The 14,665-nt window shown below is 71.7% G+C and carries 10 protein-coding genes; 9 read left to right on the top strand and 1 reads right to left on the bottom strand.

Annotated features, from left to right (window positions below; genetic code table 11):
• Window positions 1–101 precede the first annotated feature (101 nt).
• The 7 genes from WMF39_RS04320 (at window position 102) to WMF39_RS04290 (ending at window position 10,748) form a co-directional block, all read left to right on the top strand.
• The gene (locus WMF39_RS04320; protein ID WP_437744280.1) at window positions 102–2,336 is read left to right on the top strand and encodes a hypothetical protein; all 2,235 of its coding nucleotides are present in this window, start codon (window positions 102–104) and stop codon (window positions 2,334–2,336) included.
• A 387-nt stretch (window positions 2,337–2,723) separates the two neighbouring features.
• Window positions 2,724–5,063 (top strand): TonB-dependent receptor, encoded by a 2,340-nt coding sequence (locus WMF39_RS04315; RefSeq protein ID WP_437744279.1) that lies wholly within the window; start codon window positions 2,724–2,726, stop codon window positions 5,061–5,063.
• Window positions 5,064–5,226: 163 nt separating this feature from the next.
• A complete protein-coding gene (locus WMF39_RS04310) occupies window positions 5,227–5,715 on the top strand; it encodes a chemotaxis protein CheW (protein WP_437744278.1) in 489 nt (162 codons plus the stop codon).
• A 149-nt stretch (window positions 5,716–5,864) separates the two neighbouring features.
• Complete coding sequence (locus WMF39_RS04305; RefSeq protein ID WP_437747942.1) at window positions 5,865–6,224, top strand: response regulator; 360 nt, start codon at window positions 5,865–5,867, stop codon at window positions 6,222–6,224.
• Between the two features lie 75 nt (window positions 6,225–6,299).
• Entirely contained in the window at window positions 6,300–6,881 is a 582-nt protein-coding gene (locus WMF39_RS04300; RefSeq protein ID WP_437744277.1) for a YfiR family protein, read from the top strand.
• A 137-nt stretch (window positions 6,882–7,018) separates the two neighbouring features.
• Window positions 7,019–8,584 carry a methyl-accepting chemotaxis protein gene (locus WMF39_RS04295; RefSeq protein WP_437744276.1) on the top strand — a complete coding sequence of 522 codons (1,566 nt, stop codon included), beginning with the start codon at window positions 7,019–7,021 and terminating at the stop codon, window positions 8,582–8,584.
• Window positions 8,568–10,748, top strand: a complete 2,181-nt coding sequence (locus WMF39_RS04290) for a hybrid sensor histidine kinase/response regulator (RefSeq protein WP_437744275.1) — start codon at window positions 8,568–8,570, stop codon at window positions 10,746–10,748. Before WMF39_RS04295 ends, WMF39_RS04290 begins: the two co-directional genes overlap by 17 nt.
• 30 nt (window positions 10,749–10,778) lie before the next feature.
• Here WMF39_RS04290 and WMF39_RS04285 read toward each other — a convergent pair whose 3' ends face one another.
• A complete protein-coding gene (locus tag WMF39_RS04285) occupies window positions 10,779–11,570 on the bottom strand; it encodes an OmpA/MotB family protein (protein ID WP_437744274.1) in 792 nt (263 codons plus the stop codon).
• Window positions 11,571–11,872: 302 nt separating this feature from the next.
• On the opposite strand from WMF39_RS04285, the gene WMF39_RS04280 reads away from it, so the two are divergent.
• Window positions 11,873–12,541: a hypothetical protein gene (locus WMF39_RS04280; protein WP_437744273.1), complete on the top strand. Its 669-nt coding sequence runs from the start codon at window positions 11,873–11,875 to the stop codon at window positions 12,539–12,541.
• Between the two features lie 605 nt (window positions 12,542–13,146).
• A complete protein-coding gene (locus WMF39_RS04275) occupies window positions 13,147–14,631 on the top strand; it encodes a glucose/sorbosone family PQQ-dependent dehydrogenase (RefSeq protein ID WP_437744272.1) in 1,485 nt (494 codons plus the stop codon).
• Window positions 14,632–14,665 lie beyond the last annotated feature (34 nt).

Raw genomic sequence — 14,665 nt, 5'->3', positions numbered from 1 at the left:
CGCTCTACCAAATGCCGGCCGCCCCCGCGCGGGAAATCCGCCGGCCACCCGGCGCGCGAAATCGCTGTCCCCGGGCGGCGCGGTGGTATGCGTCGGGCCCCATGGCGGCACCTCCGGCCCCCTCCCGGCTGCGCGCCCTCGCCGCGCGCGCCCTCCCCTATGCGCCCGCCCTCGCCGCGAGCGGCGCGCTCGGCGCGCTCTGCGTCAGGGCGATCCTTGCGCAGGCCGGACGCCCGGCCCTGCCGCTCGACGACGCGTTCATCCACATGCAGTACGCCCGGCGGCTCGCCGAGGGCGGCTTCTTCAGCTTCGTCGCAGGCGACGGCTACTCGAGCGGCGCCACCAGCCTGCTCTGGCCCGTGCTGCTCGCCCCCTTCCACGCGCTCGGCCTGCGCGATCTCTCGCTCGTCTATGCGGTCTGGGCGCTCGGGCTCGTGTTCCACGCCGCGCTCGCCGTCGAGACCGCGCGCCTCGCGCGCCCCCTCGCCGGCCCCGCGGCCGCCGCCGGCGCGGGCGCGATGTGCGCCGGGTTCGCCGCGTTCGCGTGGTTCGCCTGGAGCGGGATGGAGACGGTCGCGTTCGCCTGGATCCTCACCCGCACCGCCCGTCTGGCAGCGGCGCTCTGCGAGCCCGCACCGCCAGAGCCCGCCACGGACAGCGCTGCCCCCGCGCAGCCGCCCGGCGCGCCCGCGCAGCCACCCGGCGCGCCCGCGCAGCCGCCCAGCGCCTCGATCGCCCGTTCCCTCGCCGTCTGCGGCTTCGTCGCGCCCCTGCTCCGCCCGGAGGGCGCGCTCGCCTCCCTGCTCGCCGCGATCGCGCTCGCCCTCTCGGCGTCACGCGCTGTGCCTCAAGCGCCCCTCCCGGCGCCGCCCCTCTCCGCTCCATCCCCCTCCCGCAGCGGCGCTCTCTGGCACTCCGCGCGCTCCGCCGGGCGCCTGCTCGCCCTCGCGCCGCTCCTCGGTCCGCTCGTCGTCCCGGCCTTGAACCAGCTGCTCGCGGGCCACCCGACCTCATCGACGACGTCCGTCAAGTGGCTGATCGGCAACCCCAACTACGACGGACCGACGCTCAGGGCCGCGCTCCTCGACAACGTCCGGCTGCTCGTGACCGACGTGATCGACGGCGGCCAGTGGACGGCCGTCTTCCTCCCCGAGGGCTCCGCCGCCATCATCGCCCTCGGCGCCGTCGCGCTCGCCGTGGCAGCGCACCGGAGGGGCCGCCCAGCGCACGCCGCGATCGTGGGCGCCCTCGCGCTCGGCGCGCTGCTGCCCTGCACGTACCTCAGCTTCCTCTGGAACCGCGTGCGGTACGTCTGGCCCTTCGCGCCGGCGTGGATCGTCATGGCCGCCTGCCTCGCGCGCGAGCTCGGCGACGCCGCCCAGCGGCTCCGGCCCTCGCTCCACTACGTGACGCCCCTCCTCGCCGGCGCGTTCGCCGGCGCCCTGGCCGCGCGGCTGCCGTGGGCCATCGGCGACCTCGCCAACTCCGCCCGCGCCATCGATCGGCAGCAGGTCTGGCTCGGCCGCTGGGCCGCGCAGCACCTGCCGGAGGACGCCAGGATCGGCGTCAACGACACGGGCGCGCTCGCCTACTTCAGCGGCCGCAGGACCTTCGACGTCGTGGGCCTGACCACCGAGGGCGAGGCGCGCTACTGGGTGGCCGGCGCCGGCTCCAGGTTCGAGCACTACGAGAAGCTGCCCCCGGAGCGCCGGCCGACCCACTTCATCGTCTACCCGCACTGGATGGCGTGCGCGCCGGTGCTGGGGCGCGCGCTGGTCGACGCCACCGTCGAGGACCAGGCCATCCTCGGCGGCACCACGATGATCGCCTACGAGGCGCGCTGGGACCTCCTCGGCTCAGGGGCGCTGCCGGTGCGGTCCGTGCCCGGCGAGCGGATCCTCGACGAGCTCGACGTCTCGGACCTCGAGTCCGAGGCGGCGCACGCCTATGCGCTCGATCCGCTCGCGGACCAGCGCAACATGGCGATCGCGCTCGCCGCGCCCGAGAGCAGCGCGCCAGGGGAGCTCGACCTCACGCGCACGGAGCTCGCGGACGGCGGCCGCTACCACCGGACAGCCGATCGCTTCGTCGCCCACCTCGCGGCGCTCCCCGCCGAGGCGCACCTCGTGCTCCGGGTGGCCTCGGACGACGGCGCCGAGCTCGCCGTCTCCGTGGCGGGCCAGGCGATCGGCACCATCGACGTGCCGCGCGGACCGTGGGTGGAGCGGGCGCTGCCCCTCCCCGCCGCGCGCCTCTCGACGCCGGCGCCGATCGCGATCACCCTGCGCCGCGGCGCTGGATTCCACGCCTTCCATTACTGGATCACCGGGCGCTGACGCCGGCCCCCCGCGCGGCCCGCCCACCGGGGAACACCACACCTTCTCACATCGACTCCCGTCGAGTCGCGCCCCGGGTGCAACTCCCGCTCCCAAGATGCGCTCTCGAGAGTCGAGAGCGCGCCGGCGGGCTCGCGGCGCTCCACGTCGAGCGTTCAGGACAGCCGTTGACGCATCCGGGTATTCGTGTAACATCGGGATGTTCGCGCAATACAGCAAGTCAGCGAACAGATCCGTTGCAGACTCGTGGGGGAGACCGGGCGGCGCGCGCCCGCTGGCGCCGCCGTGCACCGCCATGGCCGGCGGTCCAGGCGTGCACCAGGACCTCGGGCCACCGGCTCGCCCCGATCCTGTGCGCCCTGCCCGGCGTTCGAACGTGGGGAATCGATGCGCAAGTCGGCTTTGCTCCTCTGCTCGCTGCTATGCCCTCTCGGGGCGGCGGGCTCCTCCTGGGCGCAGACCCCGGGGAGCGAGGCGCTGGCCAGCGGCGATGACGGCGGTCAGGGGCAGTTCCTCTCGCTCGATCTCGAGGAGCTGCTCAACGTGAAGGTCTCGTCGACTGGCTTCTTCGAGACCGAGAGCAAGACGTCGACCGGTCAGGCGCGCCTCTATGATGCGCGCACGCTGAAGCTCTACGCCGTCCGCTCGCTCGACGACCTCTTGCAAGCCCACCAGCCCGGCGTCCTGATCGGCGAGCACGAGCGCACCTCGCGCCTCATCGGCGTGCGCGGCGTGCTCATCGACAACAACGCCAAGACGCTCGTCATGGTCGACGGCGTGAACACGAACATGCGCGCCCATTTCGGCGCCATCGGGAGCACGCTGGCCGTGCCCCTCACCGGAGACATCGAGCGGGTCGAGGTGATCCTCGGCCCCGGCGCCATCGTCCACGGCTCCGGCGCGATCAGCGGCTTCGTCAACGTCCTCAGGCCCACGGGGATCACCCGCCCCGGGCTCTGGGGCAAGGCGTCGTATGCCTCCGGCGACACGCGCACCCTGGAGGTCAGCTACGGCGGCCTGCTCAGCGAGAAGCACAACGCCGATTGCTTCCTCTACTTCGGCCACGCCGACAACGAAGGAGAGCTGCCCCAGGCGCCCCGGCCGAACACCGCGGAGCTGTATGGCAAGGGCTACGCCGGCGTCACGACGTCTCCCTTCCTGCGCCACACGCGCGTCAACGCCCTCGGCGAGCCGAGCTACAAGGGCTTCGGCCGCTTCCGCTACGGCTCCGAGCGCAGCCCCGTCAGCGTCGATCTGCGGCTCGACTACGCGCAGACGTCGATGATGGGCAACGCCCCGAACAGGGCCATGACCCGCGAGCAGCTCGCGGGCCAGTGGTCCGACAGCAACACCGGCCATCTGCGACAGAGGACATTCACCGTCACGCCGGAGATCCACGTCCACCTGTCCAGGCAGCACAAGGTCGAGCTGGTCCCGACCTTCTCGGCCTTCGAGACGGCCCTCGTCCCAGCCGACTGGGTCGCAGACGAGATGGCGAAGGCGTCCAATCCGGTCCCGGGCGCAGGGGTCCTGCCGGTCGGGGGCCTCGGCGAGGAGCACCGGGACATCAAGGCGGTCTACAAGACGACGGCGCTGCCGAACAGCCAGCTCGCGATCGGCGCGTCGGCGAGCCACAAGCGCTTCAGCGGCCAGAGGTCCCGCTGGGGACGGCTCTACGGGACCGCCTTCGAGTCCCCGGAGAGCTTCTCGTGGACCGAGCTCGCCGCCTTCGGCGAGAGCACCGCCACCTTCCACGATCTCACCGTCTCCGCGGGCCTGCGCTTCGATCACACCGAGTTTGGAGAGCTGAACCTCCGCGGGGGCCTCTCGCGCGAGCCCGAGCCGGTGAGCAGCCCCTCCTACCGCGTCGCGGCCGCCTACGCGATCAGCGACACGCAGAACGTCAAGCTGTCCTACCAGAAGGGCTTCCGCTTCCCGGACGCCGCTTACTTCAACTGGCTCGAGCAATTCAACGCCGCCTTCGAGGACGAGCCCATCGCGCCGCTGCCCTCGCTCGTTCCGGAGTCCTCCCACCTCGTGGAGCTCGACTATGTCGTGGGCCTGCTCGACGAGCGCCTCGCCCTCGACGTCGCGGTCTTCTATGAGCGCTACAAGAACCCCCTCGGCTGGGTGTCGTGGGATCAGGTGCGGCCCGAGGACTTCGAGGACCACGTGGCCCACAACCCCAGGCACCCGTCCGCGGGCGGCTGGTGGGGCAGCTTCTCGAACAGCACCGCGGACGTCGACGCCCTCGGCGGCGAGATCGGCGCGATCGGCGACCTCGGCGGCGGGTTCGCGGGGGACCTCTGGTACAGCGTGTCGAAGCCGTTCGGCCCCGAGAGCGACCTCAACATCCTGACCAACTGGGACGGCGAGACCTGGGCCAACTACCCCATCCACCTCGTCAAAGGCCACCTGAGCTACAGCGCCAGCCGGTTCACCGCCGGGCTCGCCGCGACCTTCCGGACTGGCATGAACAGCCACGGCTCCAGGGACGCGCCCGCCCACGACACGGACGATTTGCCGCCCAGAGATCGGATGGCGGCGCGATCGGCGTTCAACCTCGACGCCGCTGTATCCTTCTCGCCGCTCGAGCGCGTCTGGGTCTCCGTGTTCGGCAAGAACCTCACCTTCAACAAGGTCCCTCCACCGTCCTACGACTCGCACCGGCTGATCATCACCACCGGTCGCCCCTACGTGGGCGCCTCGGTCGAGGCGTCTTACTGACGCCGCCGGCCTGCGCGGGAAGGCGGCGCGCACGCGAACGCCGCGCGCACGACAGCGACAGCAGAATCGACGTCAGAAATCTCCTGACACCGCGCAGCCCGACACGAATGCACCTCCCCGGCGTCTGCCCTTGTGATAAATCGAGGACACCTTGTCCGAAGCAATGAGCCAGGTTCACGATCTGCTCGACGACGCCCCGGACAAGGGCCTGCGCGAGAGGGCCGTTGTCGATTTCTTGCTCTTCGACATGGGCGCGGTGACTTTCGCGCTCAGGGCGCAGCAGGTGGAAGAGGTGATCGCGTGGCGCACCCCCTTGCCGCTGCCGCGCACAGGCCCCCGGGTGATGGGCATCCTCCAGGACCGGGGGAGGATCATCGTGATCGTGTCGCCCGCCCCCGCGGAGCCGGCGGCTACCCCGCTCCGCATCGTCGTCTGCCGCGCTGCGCGCGGCTACCTGGGATTGCCCGCCGGCAAGACGCGGTGTGTCGCCGCGGTCGAGGTGTTCGGGGAGCCCGTGCCGAACGCTGTCGTCGACACCAGCGAGGGAGCAGTGACCTTCCTCGACGTGACCCACCTGGTCGACGCTTCCGACGTTGCGCCTCGGCCCTTCGTGGCGACGCGCGAAGCTCAGGGCATCTGGTCGAATCCATGAGCGTTCCGAGCTCCCGATCACCTGCGCCCAGGGCCAGACCGCCGCTCGATTCGGCCGATGAGGCGTCCCCGGCGAGCGCGGCTCCGCTGTCGCGGTCGCCGGCGAGCGCGCCGGCGAGCACGCTGACAAACGCGCCGGCAAACGCGCCTGTGCTCGTGATCGACGACAGCGAGATCGCCCGAGAAGAGGTGTCTCGCGTGCTGCGCTCCTCCGGTTTTCAGGTGCTCGCGCTCCCCTCCCCCATCGGGGCGACGCAGGCCATCGTGCGGCACCAGGTGCGCATCGTCGTCCTCGACGTCTTCATGCCCACCATCCGTGGGGACCGGCTGCTCACCCTGTTCCGGAAGAACCAGCGGCTCGGGCAGCTCAGCGTCATCCTGATGTCCGGACACTCCGAGCGGGAGCTCGAACAGCTGAAGCTGGAGGTCCAGGCGGACGCGGTCCTCTCGAAGCGCCACCTCGATCGTCTGCCGGCCCTGGTCAAGCGGCTCGCCGGCAAGGAACGCTGACGTGGGGACCGCGGTCGCCTGATGCCACGCTCGTCGAGGATCCGTCCGCGATCGTACACAGCTCGCCAGCGGAACATGGTGTCTCCGATTTCGTCGATTCGAATGCTGATGGCCGCGGCGCTCTTCACGACCGTGAGCACCGAGAGCCGCTCTGCCGCCTCCGTCCCCTACGAGCTGCGGGGCGCCATCCTCCTGCGGTCGATCGGCTACGAGAGCGGGTTCGCGAGCCGCGCGGGCACGGCCGTGCTCGCGGTCGTCGGGGCGGAGTCAGGCGCGAGCGCGGAGGACGCGAGCGCGATGGCGGCCGTGCTCTCCAGGCTGGCCGCGAAGACGACCGTGGCCAAGCGGCCGGCGTCCGTCCTGCGCGTGACGTACAGCGGAAGGGCCCAGCTGCAGGAGGCGCTGCGCGCCGCCGGCGCCGAGGTGGTCTATGTGGCGCGCGGGCTCGCCGCCGCCATCCCGGACATCCCGTCGCGCGAGGGAGCCGTCGTCCGCATCGTCGTGTGCGGCGACGGCGACGACACGAAGCGCGGCTGCGCCGTCGCCGTGGGGCTCTCGGGCGCGAAGCCCGAGCTCCTGCTGAACGTGAAGCACGCCAACGCCGTCGGCCTCCGCTTCGACCCGCAGCTCCTCCGGCTCGCCCGCATCGTCGACTGAGGCCCTCGCGACGTCCGTCACCGGACACCGCGCATCGCCGCTCGCAGGTTCACGGCTCACGGTTCACGACTCGCGATCTCCCATCGCCCATCCAGCGCCCCTCGTTCAGCGTCCGCCATCGCCGCCCCTCACCCGCCATGCTCAACTTTCGCTCTATCCGCTGGAAGATCGCCGCCCTCGTCGCGTCGGTGGCCATCGTGCTGTCGGCGCTCGATCTGTGGCTGATCCCCGAACACGCCGCGCGGGCGAGCGAGGCCGAGCTGCGCGAGCGCGCCGGGATCCTCGCCACCATGCTGAAGGAGCCCATCGGCGTGGCCATGGACCTCGAGCAGCCGCCGGAGACCTTCCCGGACACCCTGCGCACCGCGATGACCGATCCCCTGGTGAGCTGGGTGTCGGTCTACGACGCGAGGGGGCAGCGCATCGCCGCGATCGGCGCGGCGCAGGCGCCCGAGGGCGCGCGGGGCCGGGGCGACGCCGGCGTGGTCGTCAGCGAGGCCCCGATCCGGTCGCGGAACGGCGATCGCCAGCTCGGGACGCTGGCCGTCGGGCTGCGCAGCGACCGGATCGCCGAGCGCCGCGCCGACGCGCGCAGGACCATCGCCCTGCAATCGGCGGGGATCGCGCTGCTCGGCCTGGGCCTCGCCTGGGTCATCTCGGCGCGCATGACGCGCTCGATGGCGCACATCAAGGAGGCGGCGGACCGGATCGCCCGCGGCGACGTCTCGGCCCGGCTGTCCCTCAGGATCTCGGACGACGAGCTCGGGGACATGGCCAGCGCGTTCGAGCGGATGAACACCCAGCTGCGCGAGCTCCAGGAGACGGCCGCGCGGGTCGCGGGCGGCGATTTCACGTGCAAGATCACCGGCGACGGGGAGCTGTTCGCCGCGTTCCGCTCCATGGTGACGAGCCTCCAGGAGCTCGCCTCGCGGATCGGCAACACCTCGGCGGAGGTCGCGTCGGCCGCCGCCGGCATGTTCTCGTCGGTGCGCGAGCAGGAGACGAGCGCGAGCCAGCAGAACGCGGCGCTCGAGGAGATCCGGCGGACCGTCGAGGCCCTGACGGCCAGCGCGGATCACATCGCGAAGGACGCGGCCACCGTGCACGAGACGGCGCAGCGGAGCCTCGTCAGCGTCCAGCACACGGCGGAGCAGACGCGCCTCGTCAGCTCCCACTCGGACCGCATCGGCGAGATCCTGTCCTTGATCCAGAGCATCGCCGACAAGTCGGACCTGCTCGCGCTCAACGCCGCGCTCGAGGGCACAAAGGCCGGCGAGGTGGGGCGCGGGTTCTCGCTCGTGGCCGCCGAGATGCGCCGCCTGTCCGAGCACGTCATGGACTCGGTGCGCGACATCCGGAGGCTCGTGGCGAACATGCACGCGGCCTCCCACGCGTCCGTGCTCGCGACCGAGGACGGGATCAAGCTGGCCCGCGACACGGCGGCGGCCGCCGCGCAGATCTCGGACGCGGTGGACCACCAGCGCGAGGGGACGGCGCGGGTCAAGACGGCGATCGTCAACATCGTCGGGGCGGTGAACGACACGCTGACGAGCAGCGTGGCCGCGACGCGCTCGGCCGAGTCGCTGCTCCAGCTGTCGCACGTGCTCAAGACGACGGCGAAGGCCTTCCGGGTCAAGCCGCTGGGGGCGAGGGCCGGCAAGCCCGAGAGCGCGGAGGCGGACGCGGATGAGGAGCCGGGCTGATCTCGTCGCCGCCTTCCACCGGACCATGCCGGACCGCGTGGCCCAGGCGACGGACCTGTGGCTCGGCTACGAGCAGGGCCAGAGCGGCAACCTGCAGGTGCTGCGCCGGCTCCTGCACACGCTGAAGGGCGAGGCGCACATGCTGGAGCTCGCCGCGTGCGGCGACCTGGCCGAGCTGGCGGAGGACGTCATCGACGCGGTGCGGGGCGGCGCGCGCCCCACGCAGCTCACCGGCGACAGCCTCCTCGGCGCGCTGGAGGGGCTAGGGCTCCTGTCGGCGAGCCCCGGCGACGAGGCCGCGCCCGAGCTCGAGATCGTGAAGGAGACCCTCCGCGCTGCGCGCGCGGAGCTCGGCGGCGCCGGCCCGCCCGACGGCGAGCTCGCGCCGCCGCTCGTATCGGCGCCTGATTCCGTGCACGAGAGCGTCCTGCCGCCGCGGCTGGACCAGCCCGACGCGCCGCCCGACCCCGCCCAGCCGACCGAACGCGCGGCCCTCGACGCCGAGGCCGTCGGGGCGCTCTTGCAGGAGCTCCAGCGGCTCCACGGCGAGCGGGAGGTCATCCAGCGGCGGCTCCGCGAGTCCCAGCGCATGCTCCGCGCGCTGCTCGTCGAGATCGACCCCCGCGGCGCGGATGTGGATCGATTTGCCGAGCGCATCGCGAAGACGCTCGGCTATGGCGCGGAGATCGAGCGCCTCCTGGGCGCCGTCCGGGCGGACTGGTCCAGCAACGAGTTCGCGGCGGGGCGCGCGCTCGGCGAGCTCGACGAGGTGGTCCGGAGGGCGTCGGTCGTGCGCACCGAGCGCCTGCTGAACCAGGTGTCGCTCGCCGCCCGGAGCGCGGCGCGCATGCTGGGCAAGGACGTCGAGGCGCGGGTCGAGGGGACGGGGCTGCTCGACGCGGCCGTGGAGCGCCGCCTCGAGCCGGCGCTGCTGCACCTCGTGCGCAACGCCATCGACCACGGGATCGAGCCGGCGGACGTCCGGGCGCGCCGCGGCAAGCCCGCGCGCGGGACGGTGGCGGTGACCGTTGTCCAGACCGACGCCGCCGTGCGGGTCGAGGTGAAGGACGACGGCGGCGGGGTCGACTTCGCCCGCCTGCGCGAGGTGCTCGCGCCGTCGGTCCCGGGCGCCTCGACCCTCGACGACGCCGAGCTCATCCCGTACCTGTTCGCGCACGGGCTCACGACGAGCCGCAGCGTCGGCGCGATCTCGGGCCGGGGCGTCGGGCTCGACATCGTGGCGCGCGAGATCGGCGCGCTGGGCGGGCAGGTACGGGTCGACTCGAAGCCCGGGCTCGGCACGACGATCGTGCTCGTGGTGCCGAAGAACCTGCACGGCGAGGAGGTGGTCCCCATCTCCAGCGGGCGCTTCCGGTGCGCGGTGCCGACGCACGCCGTGCACTCCGTCGTGCTGCTGGAGGACGAGGAGCTCCTGCGCGCCCCCGACGGGCCGCGCGTGCGCCTGACCAGCGGCGCCGGCGCGGAGCTCGCGCCGCTGTACGCGCTCGGGGCGGTGCTCGGCGACGGAGGCCTGCCGGAGCCCGGGGACGCGGCGCTCGTGCTGCACCACGCCGCGGGCCTGTTCGCGGTGAGCGTGGACGGCTACGAGAACCCTCGGCTGGTCGCGCTCGTGCGCTCGGAGGAGATGCCCCTCACCTCGCCGCTCGTGCGCGGGGTGGCGCCGACGGCGGACGGCGAGGCGATGCTGCTCCTCGACGTGGAGCGGCTGTTCACGTACGCCCGGCAGGCGCCGCGGGACGCGCCCTTCACCGCCGCCGCCGAGCAGAAGCGGGAGCCGCTCGCGCTGGTCGTGGAGGACGCGCCCGTCGCGCGGGAGCTGCTCTGCGGCATCCTGCGGTCGATGGGCCTGCGCGTGGAGGAGGCGAGCGACGGGCGGGAGGGGCTCGCGCGGGCGCGGGCGGCGCCGCCCGACGTGGTGCTGACCGACCTGGAGATGCCCTACATGAGCGGCCTGGAGATGGTGGCGGAGCTCAGGCGCTCGCCCGGGCTCGCCCGGGTGCCGGTCGTGGTGCTGACGACGGCGGCGCAGGAGCAGAGCGAGGCCGCGCTGCGCGGGCTCGGCGTGCGGGCGGTGCTGTCGAAGCAGCGGTTCGTCGAGGAGGAGCTGCGCCGGATCATCGCGGCCAGCCTGGGGGGCGCGTGACGGCGCGCACGTCCAGCGCCGTCGCGACCGTCACTTGTCCGCGGAGGCCGCCGGCAGCGCGACGGAAATCTCGACGCGCCCCGGAGGCAGCTTGGTCTCCCCGAGCGCGGCGGCCGCGGGGTCGTGCTCGGCGTGCCCGACCGCCGACAGCCGGGCCCCTGCCACCGCGCACTTGTCCTGGAGCGTCTGCGTGACGGTCGCCGCCCGGACCGCGGAGAGCTCCCACGGCGTCGGATAGGCGGCCTGCAAGGGGGCCGGCACCGAGGCCGGAGGACCGCTGACCGCGCCGACGCGCAGCGCCGCCTGGCCGCCGCCGCTCGCGGACAGCGCGCCCGAGACCTGGCACAGGAGGGCTTGCCCCTGCGGGCTCACGTCGACCGTGTTGGGGAGGAACACCGCGCCCTCCGAGAGCGCGACGAACGCCTGTCCCTCCGCGACCGCGACCGCCGCGACCCCTTTCTTGACGTGCTTGTCGAGCTTCCCCGCGAGCTCCGCCTTGATCTGCCCGATCCGCTCGACGCCCGACTTCTTCGCGGCCTCGGTCTGCTGCCGCTCCGCCTCGCCCTTCTCGATCTGCGCCGTCTTCGCCTGGAGCTCCCCGCGCACCTGGCTCAGCGTCTGTTCGAGCTCTTTGGCCCTCTGGGTCGACTTCCGCTGCTCCTCCAGCAAGAGCACGTGAGCGCGGTGAAGCGGGACGTAATATGCCGCCACGAACGCGGCGGCCGCGACGAGGAGGAGCGCCGGCATCACGCGCATCCAGCGTCGGAAGCTGGACGATCCAGCGCTGTTGCCGGCCGCGATCGCCTCATCCGCGATGTTCATGACTGCCTCCATGCTCCGCCGCCATCGCCGGCGAGAATACCGACATGGCGAGGATCCCGCCAGCGCGACGGGTCACACCTCACTCATTGCAAAAATCCGCACCGTCTCGAAAGCACGCGGGGCCTCATGTCGGTGTGTACGGTGCGCTCGCGCCGTGGCATCCTCGGGGACGCAAGGGAGGACTTTGTATGAAACCGCCGCCCCTTCCGGCCAGGCGCCCGGCGCCGCCCGTTCCGGCAACCGATGATCGCGAGAGTCTCTGGCATGTCGCGATCGCGCCTGACGACATCAAGGTGCTCACGTTGGACAAGCTCGACGATCTGTTCCGTCTCGACGTGATCGACGAGACGACGAAGATATGGCGCCCCGGGATGGCCGCCTGGCAGCCGCTCGGCGTCGTGGCGGGAATCGAGCCGACGCCCCCCGAGCCGGCGCAGGTCCAGGGTCCTCCGCCGAGCACGGCGCGCCGGGGCCCGCCTCCGCCGCCCCCGCGCGTCCCTGCGCGGCGGAGCATGGACTCCGACCATCCGACGCCGGTGGCGTCGAACATGTTCTCCACGATGCCGCTCGGCGCCACGATGCCGATCGGAGCGCTGGACGACAGCTCGCCTCACCTCGTGACGCGGACCGAGGTGCAGGCGCCGCCCGCGGCGATGCTCGCAGCGTCTCGGCCCACCTCGCCGCCGTGGATGCCGGAGGCGCGGGAGCCGGAGTTGTTCAACGAGTCGCCCTACGCGGCGCCCCGCGCGCGCGAAACGGGCCGGGCGCAGCGCCTGACGCTCGCGCTGTCGGTCGTTGCGGGGCTGGTCGTGACGCTCTACCGCAATGACGTCCTCCTCGACGCCGCGCGCTCCTCCGGGCATCAGGGCGTGTATCTGAAGGTCGAGACCGCGCTCGGCGGGCCCGGCTTCGGGACCCCGCGCTCGATCGAGAAGCTCGACGTGTCCGCAGAGCCGGCGCCGACGAAGTAACCCCACCGAGATCCAGCGCTCCTTCGAGCGCTGCGCGACACGCGACATCGCGAGCTCGGCCGCGCTGCGACGCTCGGCCGTCCTGGCACGGCGACCCGGACACGAAGGCCGCCGAGGCGCAAGCGACGCCACGAGAGCGAGCAGGGCGCGCTCCTCGGCGTCCCGGCGGCTCGCCTTCGTCTCGTAAGAGCACCTCCGCCGCGCCACGCGCTGTCAGCGATGGATCGCCCCGACGCTCGCCGCAACGCGCGGTGGCGCCTCCCGCTGGGCTTCGAGCCGACCGGAGAAGCCATGTCCGCGCCAGGAACGACACAGTGGCTCGTTCACGCACAATGTCATCCACCGACATCGCAAATCAACGTTGTCAGTGCGAGCGAGCTCCACATTTGCTATAGTAAAGGCCTTACTCTAATCGGGGAGGGCCCTACCGGATGTCTCGCAATCCCCGGTTGTATGCCGAGATTTTCCCAGCGCGTCCGCCACGCCATGGCGCGGTGGGATCTGGTCAGCACCGACACGTGAAAGTCCCTTGATCGAGACAGGGAGGTAGTCCTATGTCGCCCTTTATCTCACGCAAGCTGGCTGTTGTTCTGGCTCAAGTTGGTTTGCTCACCACGGCTTCGTGGAGTCTCACCGGATGTGGCCAGGCGGGTCCCCCGGACGAGCCGCTCGAATCCGATGCTCAGGCCATCGTCGCCGAGGAGGCCGAGGATCCAGGTGACGCCGAGGATCCCGGGGCTGCCGATGAGGTGTGCTCCGGCGAGGAGCCGACCTTCACGTCGCGCGAAATCGTACGGGATCTCTCGTTTCCGATGCGGATCGTCTGGGGACCGGATGACTATCTGTGGCTCACCGAGCGCACAGGGAAGCGGGTCGTGCGCGTGAGGCCGGAGGACGGCCTTCAGAAGACCGCGATCACCATCCCGGAGGCGTTCCAGTCGGGAGGTCAGGACGGGCTGCTGGCCCTGGCGCTGCACCCGGATCTGCTCAAGCACAAAGGGAAGGACTACGTGTACGTGTCCTTCACCTACAACGTCGCGGCAGATCCAGCGGTGGACCGCAGGACGAAGATCCGCCGCTACACGTACAACCGGGTGACCGAGACCCTCGGGAGCCCTGTCGACGTCATCACGGGCCTGCCGGGGAGCGACGATCACAACTCCGCGCGGCTCCTGTTCGGGCCCGATGGGAAGCTCTATTACACCATCGGGGATCAGGGGAACAACCAGTTCGCCAGGATGTGCAACCCGAACCGCGCGCAGGAGCTGCCGACGGCGGCCGAGGTCGCGGCGCAGGACTGGCAGAAATACGTCGGCAAGATCCTGCGCTTGAACGTCGATGGCTCGATCCCGAAGGACAACCCGGAGATCGACGGGGTCCGCAGCCATATCTACTCGTACGGCCATCGCAACGCGCAGGGCCTCACGTTCGGGCGGGGCGGCAAGCTCTACGCGAACGAGCACGGGCCGAAGAGCGACGACGAGCTGAACCTCATCCAGGCCGGCAACAACTATGGCTGGCCGTACGTCGCCGGCTACCAGGACGACCAGGCGTACACGTACGACAACTGGTCGGCCTCGAGCCCGACGCCGTGCAACGAGCTCTTCTGGAGCGACTGGGCTCCTCCCGAGTCCGTGCCGCGGCAGCTGGAGAGCGCCTTCAGCCATCCGGACTTCAAGGAGCCGCTCCTCACCTTCTACACCGTCCCGAGCGACTACGTCTTCTTCGACTGGGCGTGCGGCTTCAGCCAGTACATCTGCTGGCCGACGATCGCGCCCTCCTCGCTCCACTACTACCCTGCCGGGCACGGCATCCGCGGGTGGGATCACTCTCTCCTGATGACCTCCCTCAAGAAGGGCGCCGTGTACCAGGTGAAGCTGAGCCCGAACGGGAAGACCGTGCAGGGCGAGCCGGTCGTCCTCTTCCAGACCACGAACCGGTACCGCGATCTCGCGATGAGCCCGGACCGCAAGGCCTTCTACATCATCACGGACACCACGGGGAACACGAGCGGACCGACCGGCGGCGTCACGACGGTCCTGGACAACCCGGGGGCGATCCTCGAGTTCAAGTACACGACATCGCACTGAGCCAACAGACGGCGGGCGCGCCGCGGGCAACCCC

This window comes from Sorangium sp. So ce1504, assembly GCF_051521635.1.
Taxonomy (GTDB): Bacteria; Myxococcota_A; Polyangia; order Polyangiales; family Polyangiaceae; genus Sorangium; species Sorangium cellulosum_B.
This window is presented reverse-complemented; position numbering and strand designations above follow the sequence as displayed.

Bases quoted from the DNA above. Each gene is read 5' to 3' on its own strand.
- WMF39_RS04320 (WP_437744280.1), top strand. From the start codon at position 102: ATGGCGGCACCTCCGGCCCCCTCCCGGCTGCGCGCCCTCGCCGCGCGC.
- WMF39_RS04315 (WP_437744279.1), top strand. From the start codon at position 2,724: ATGCGCAAGTCGGCTTTGCTCCTCTGCTCGCTGCTATGCCCTCTCGGG.
- WMF39_RS04310 (WP_437744278.1), top strand. From the start codon at position 5,227: ATGAGCCAGGTTCACGATCTGCTCGACGACGCCCCGGACAAGGGCCTG.
- WMF39_RS04300 (WP_437744277.1), top strand. From the start codon at position 6,300: ATGGTGTCTCCGATTTCGTCGATTCGAATGCTGATGGCCGCGGCGCTC.
- WMF39_RS04295 (WP_437744276.1), top strand. From the start codon at position 7,019: ATGCTCAACTTTCGCTCTATCCGCTGGAAGATCGCCGCCCTCGTCGCG.
- WMF39_RS04290 (WP_437744275.1), top strand. From the start codon at position 8,568: ATGAGGAGCCGGGCTGATCTCGTCGCCGCCTTCCACCGGACCATGCCG.
- WMF39_RS04285 (WP_437744274.1), bottom strand. From the start codon at position 11,570: ATGAACATCGCGGATGAGGCGATCGCGGCCGGCAACAGCGCTGGATCG.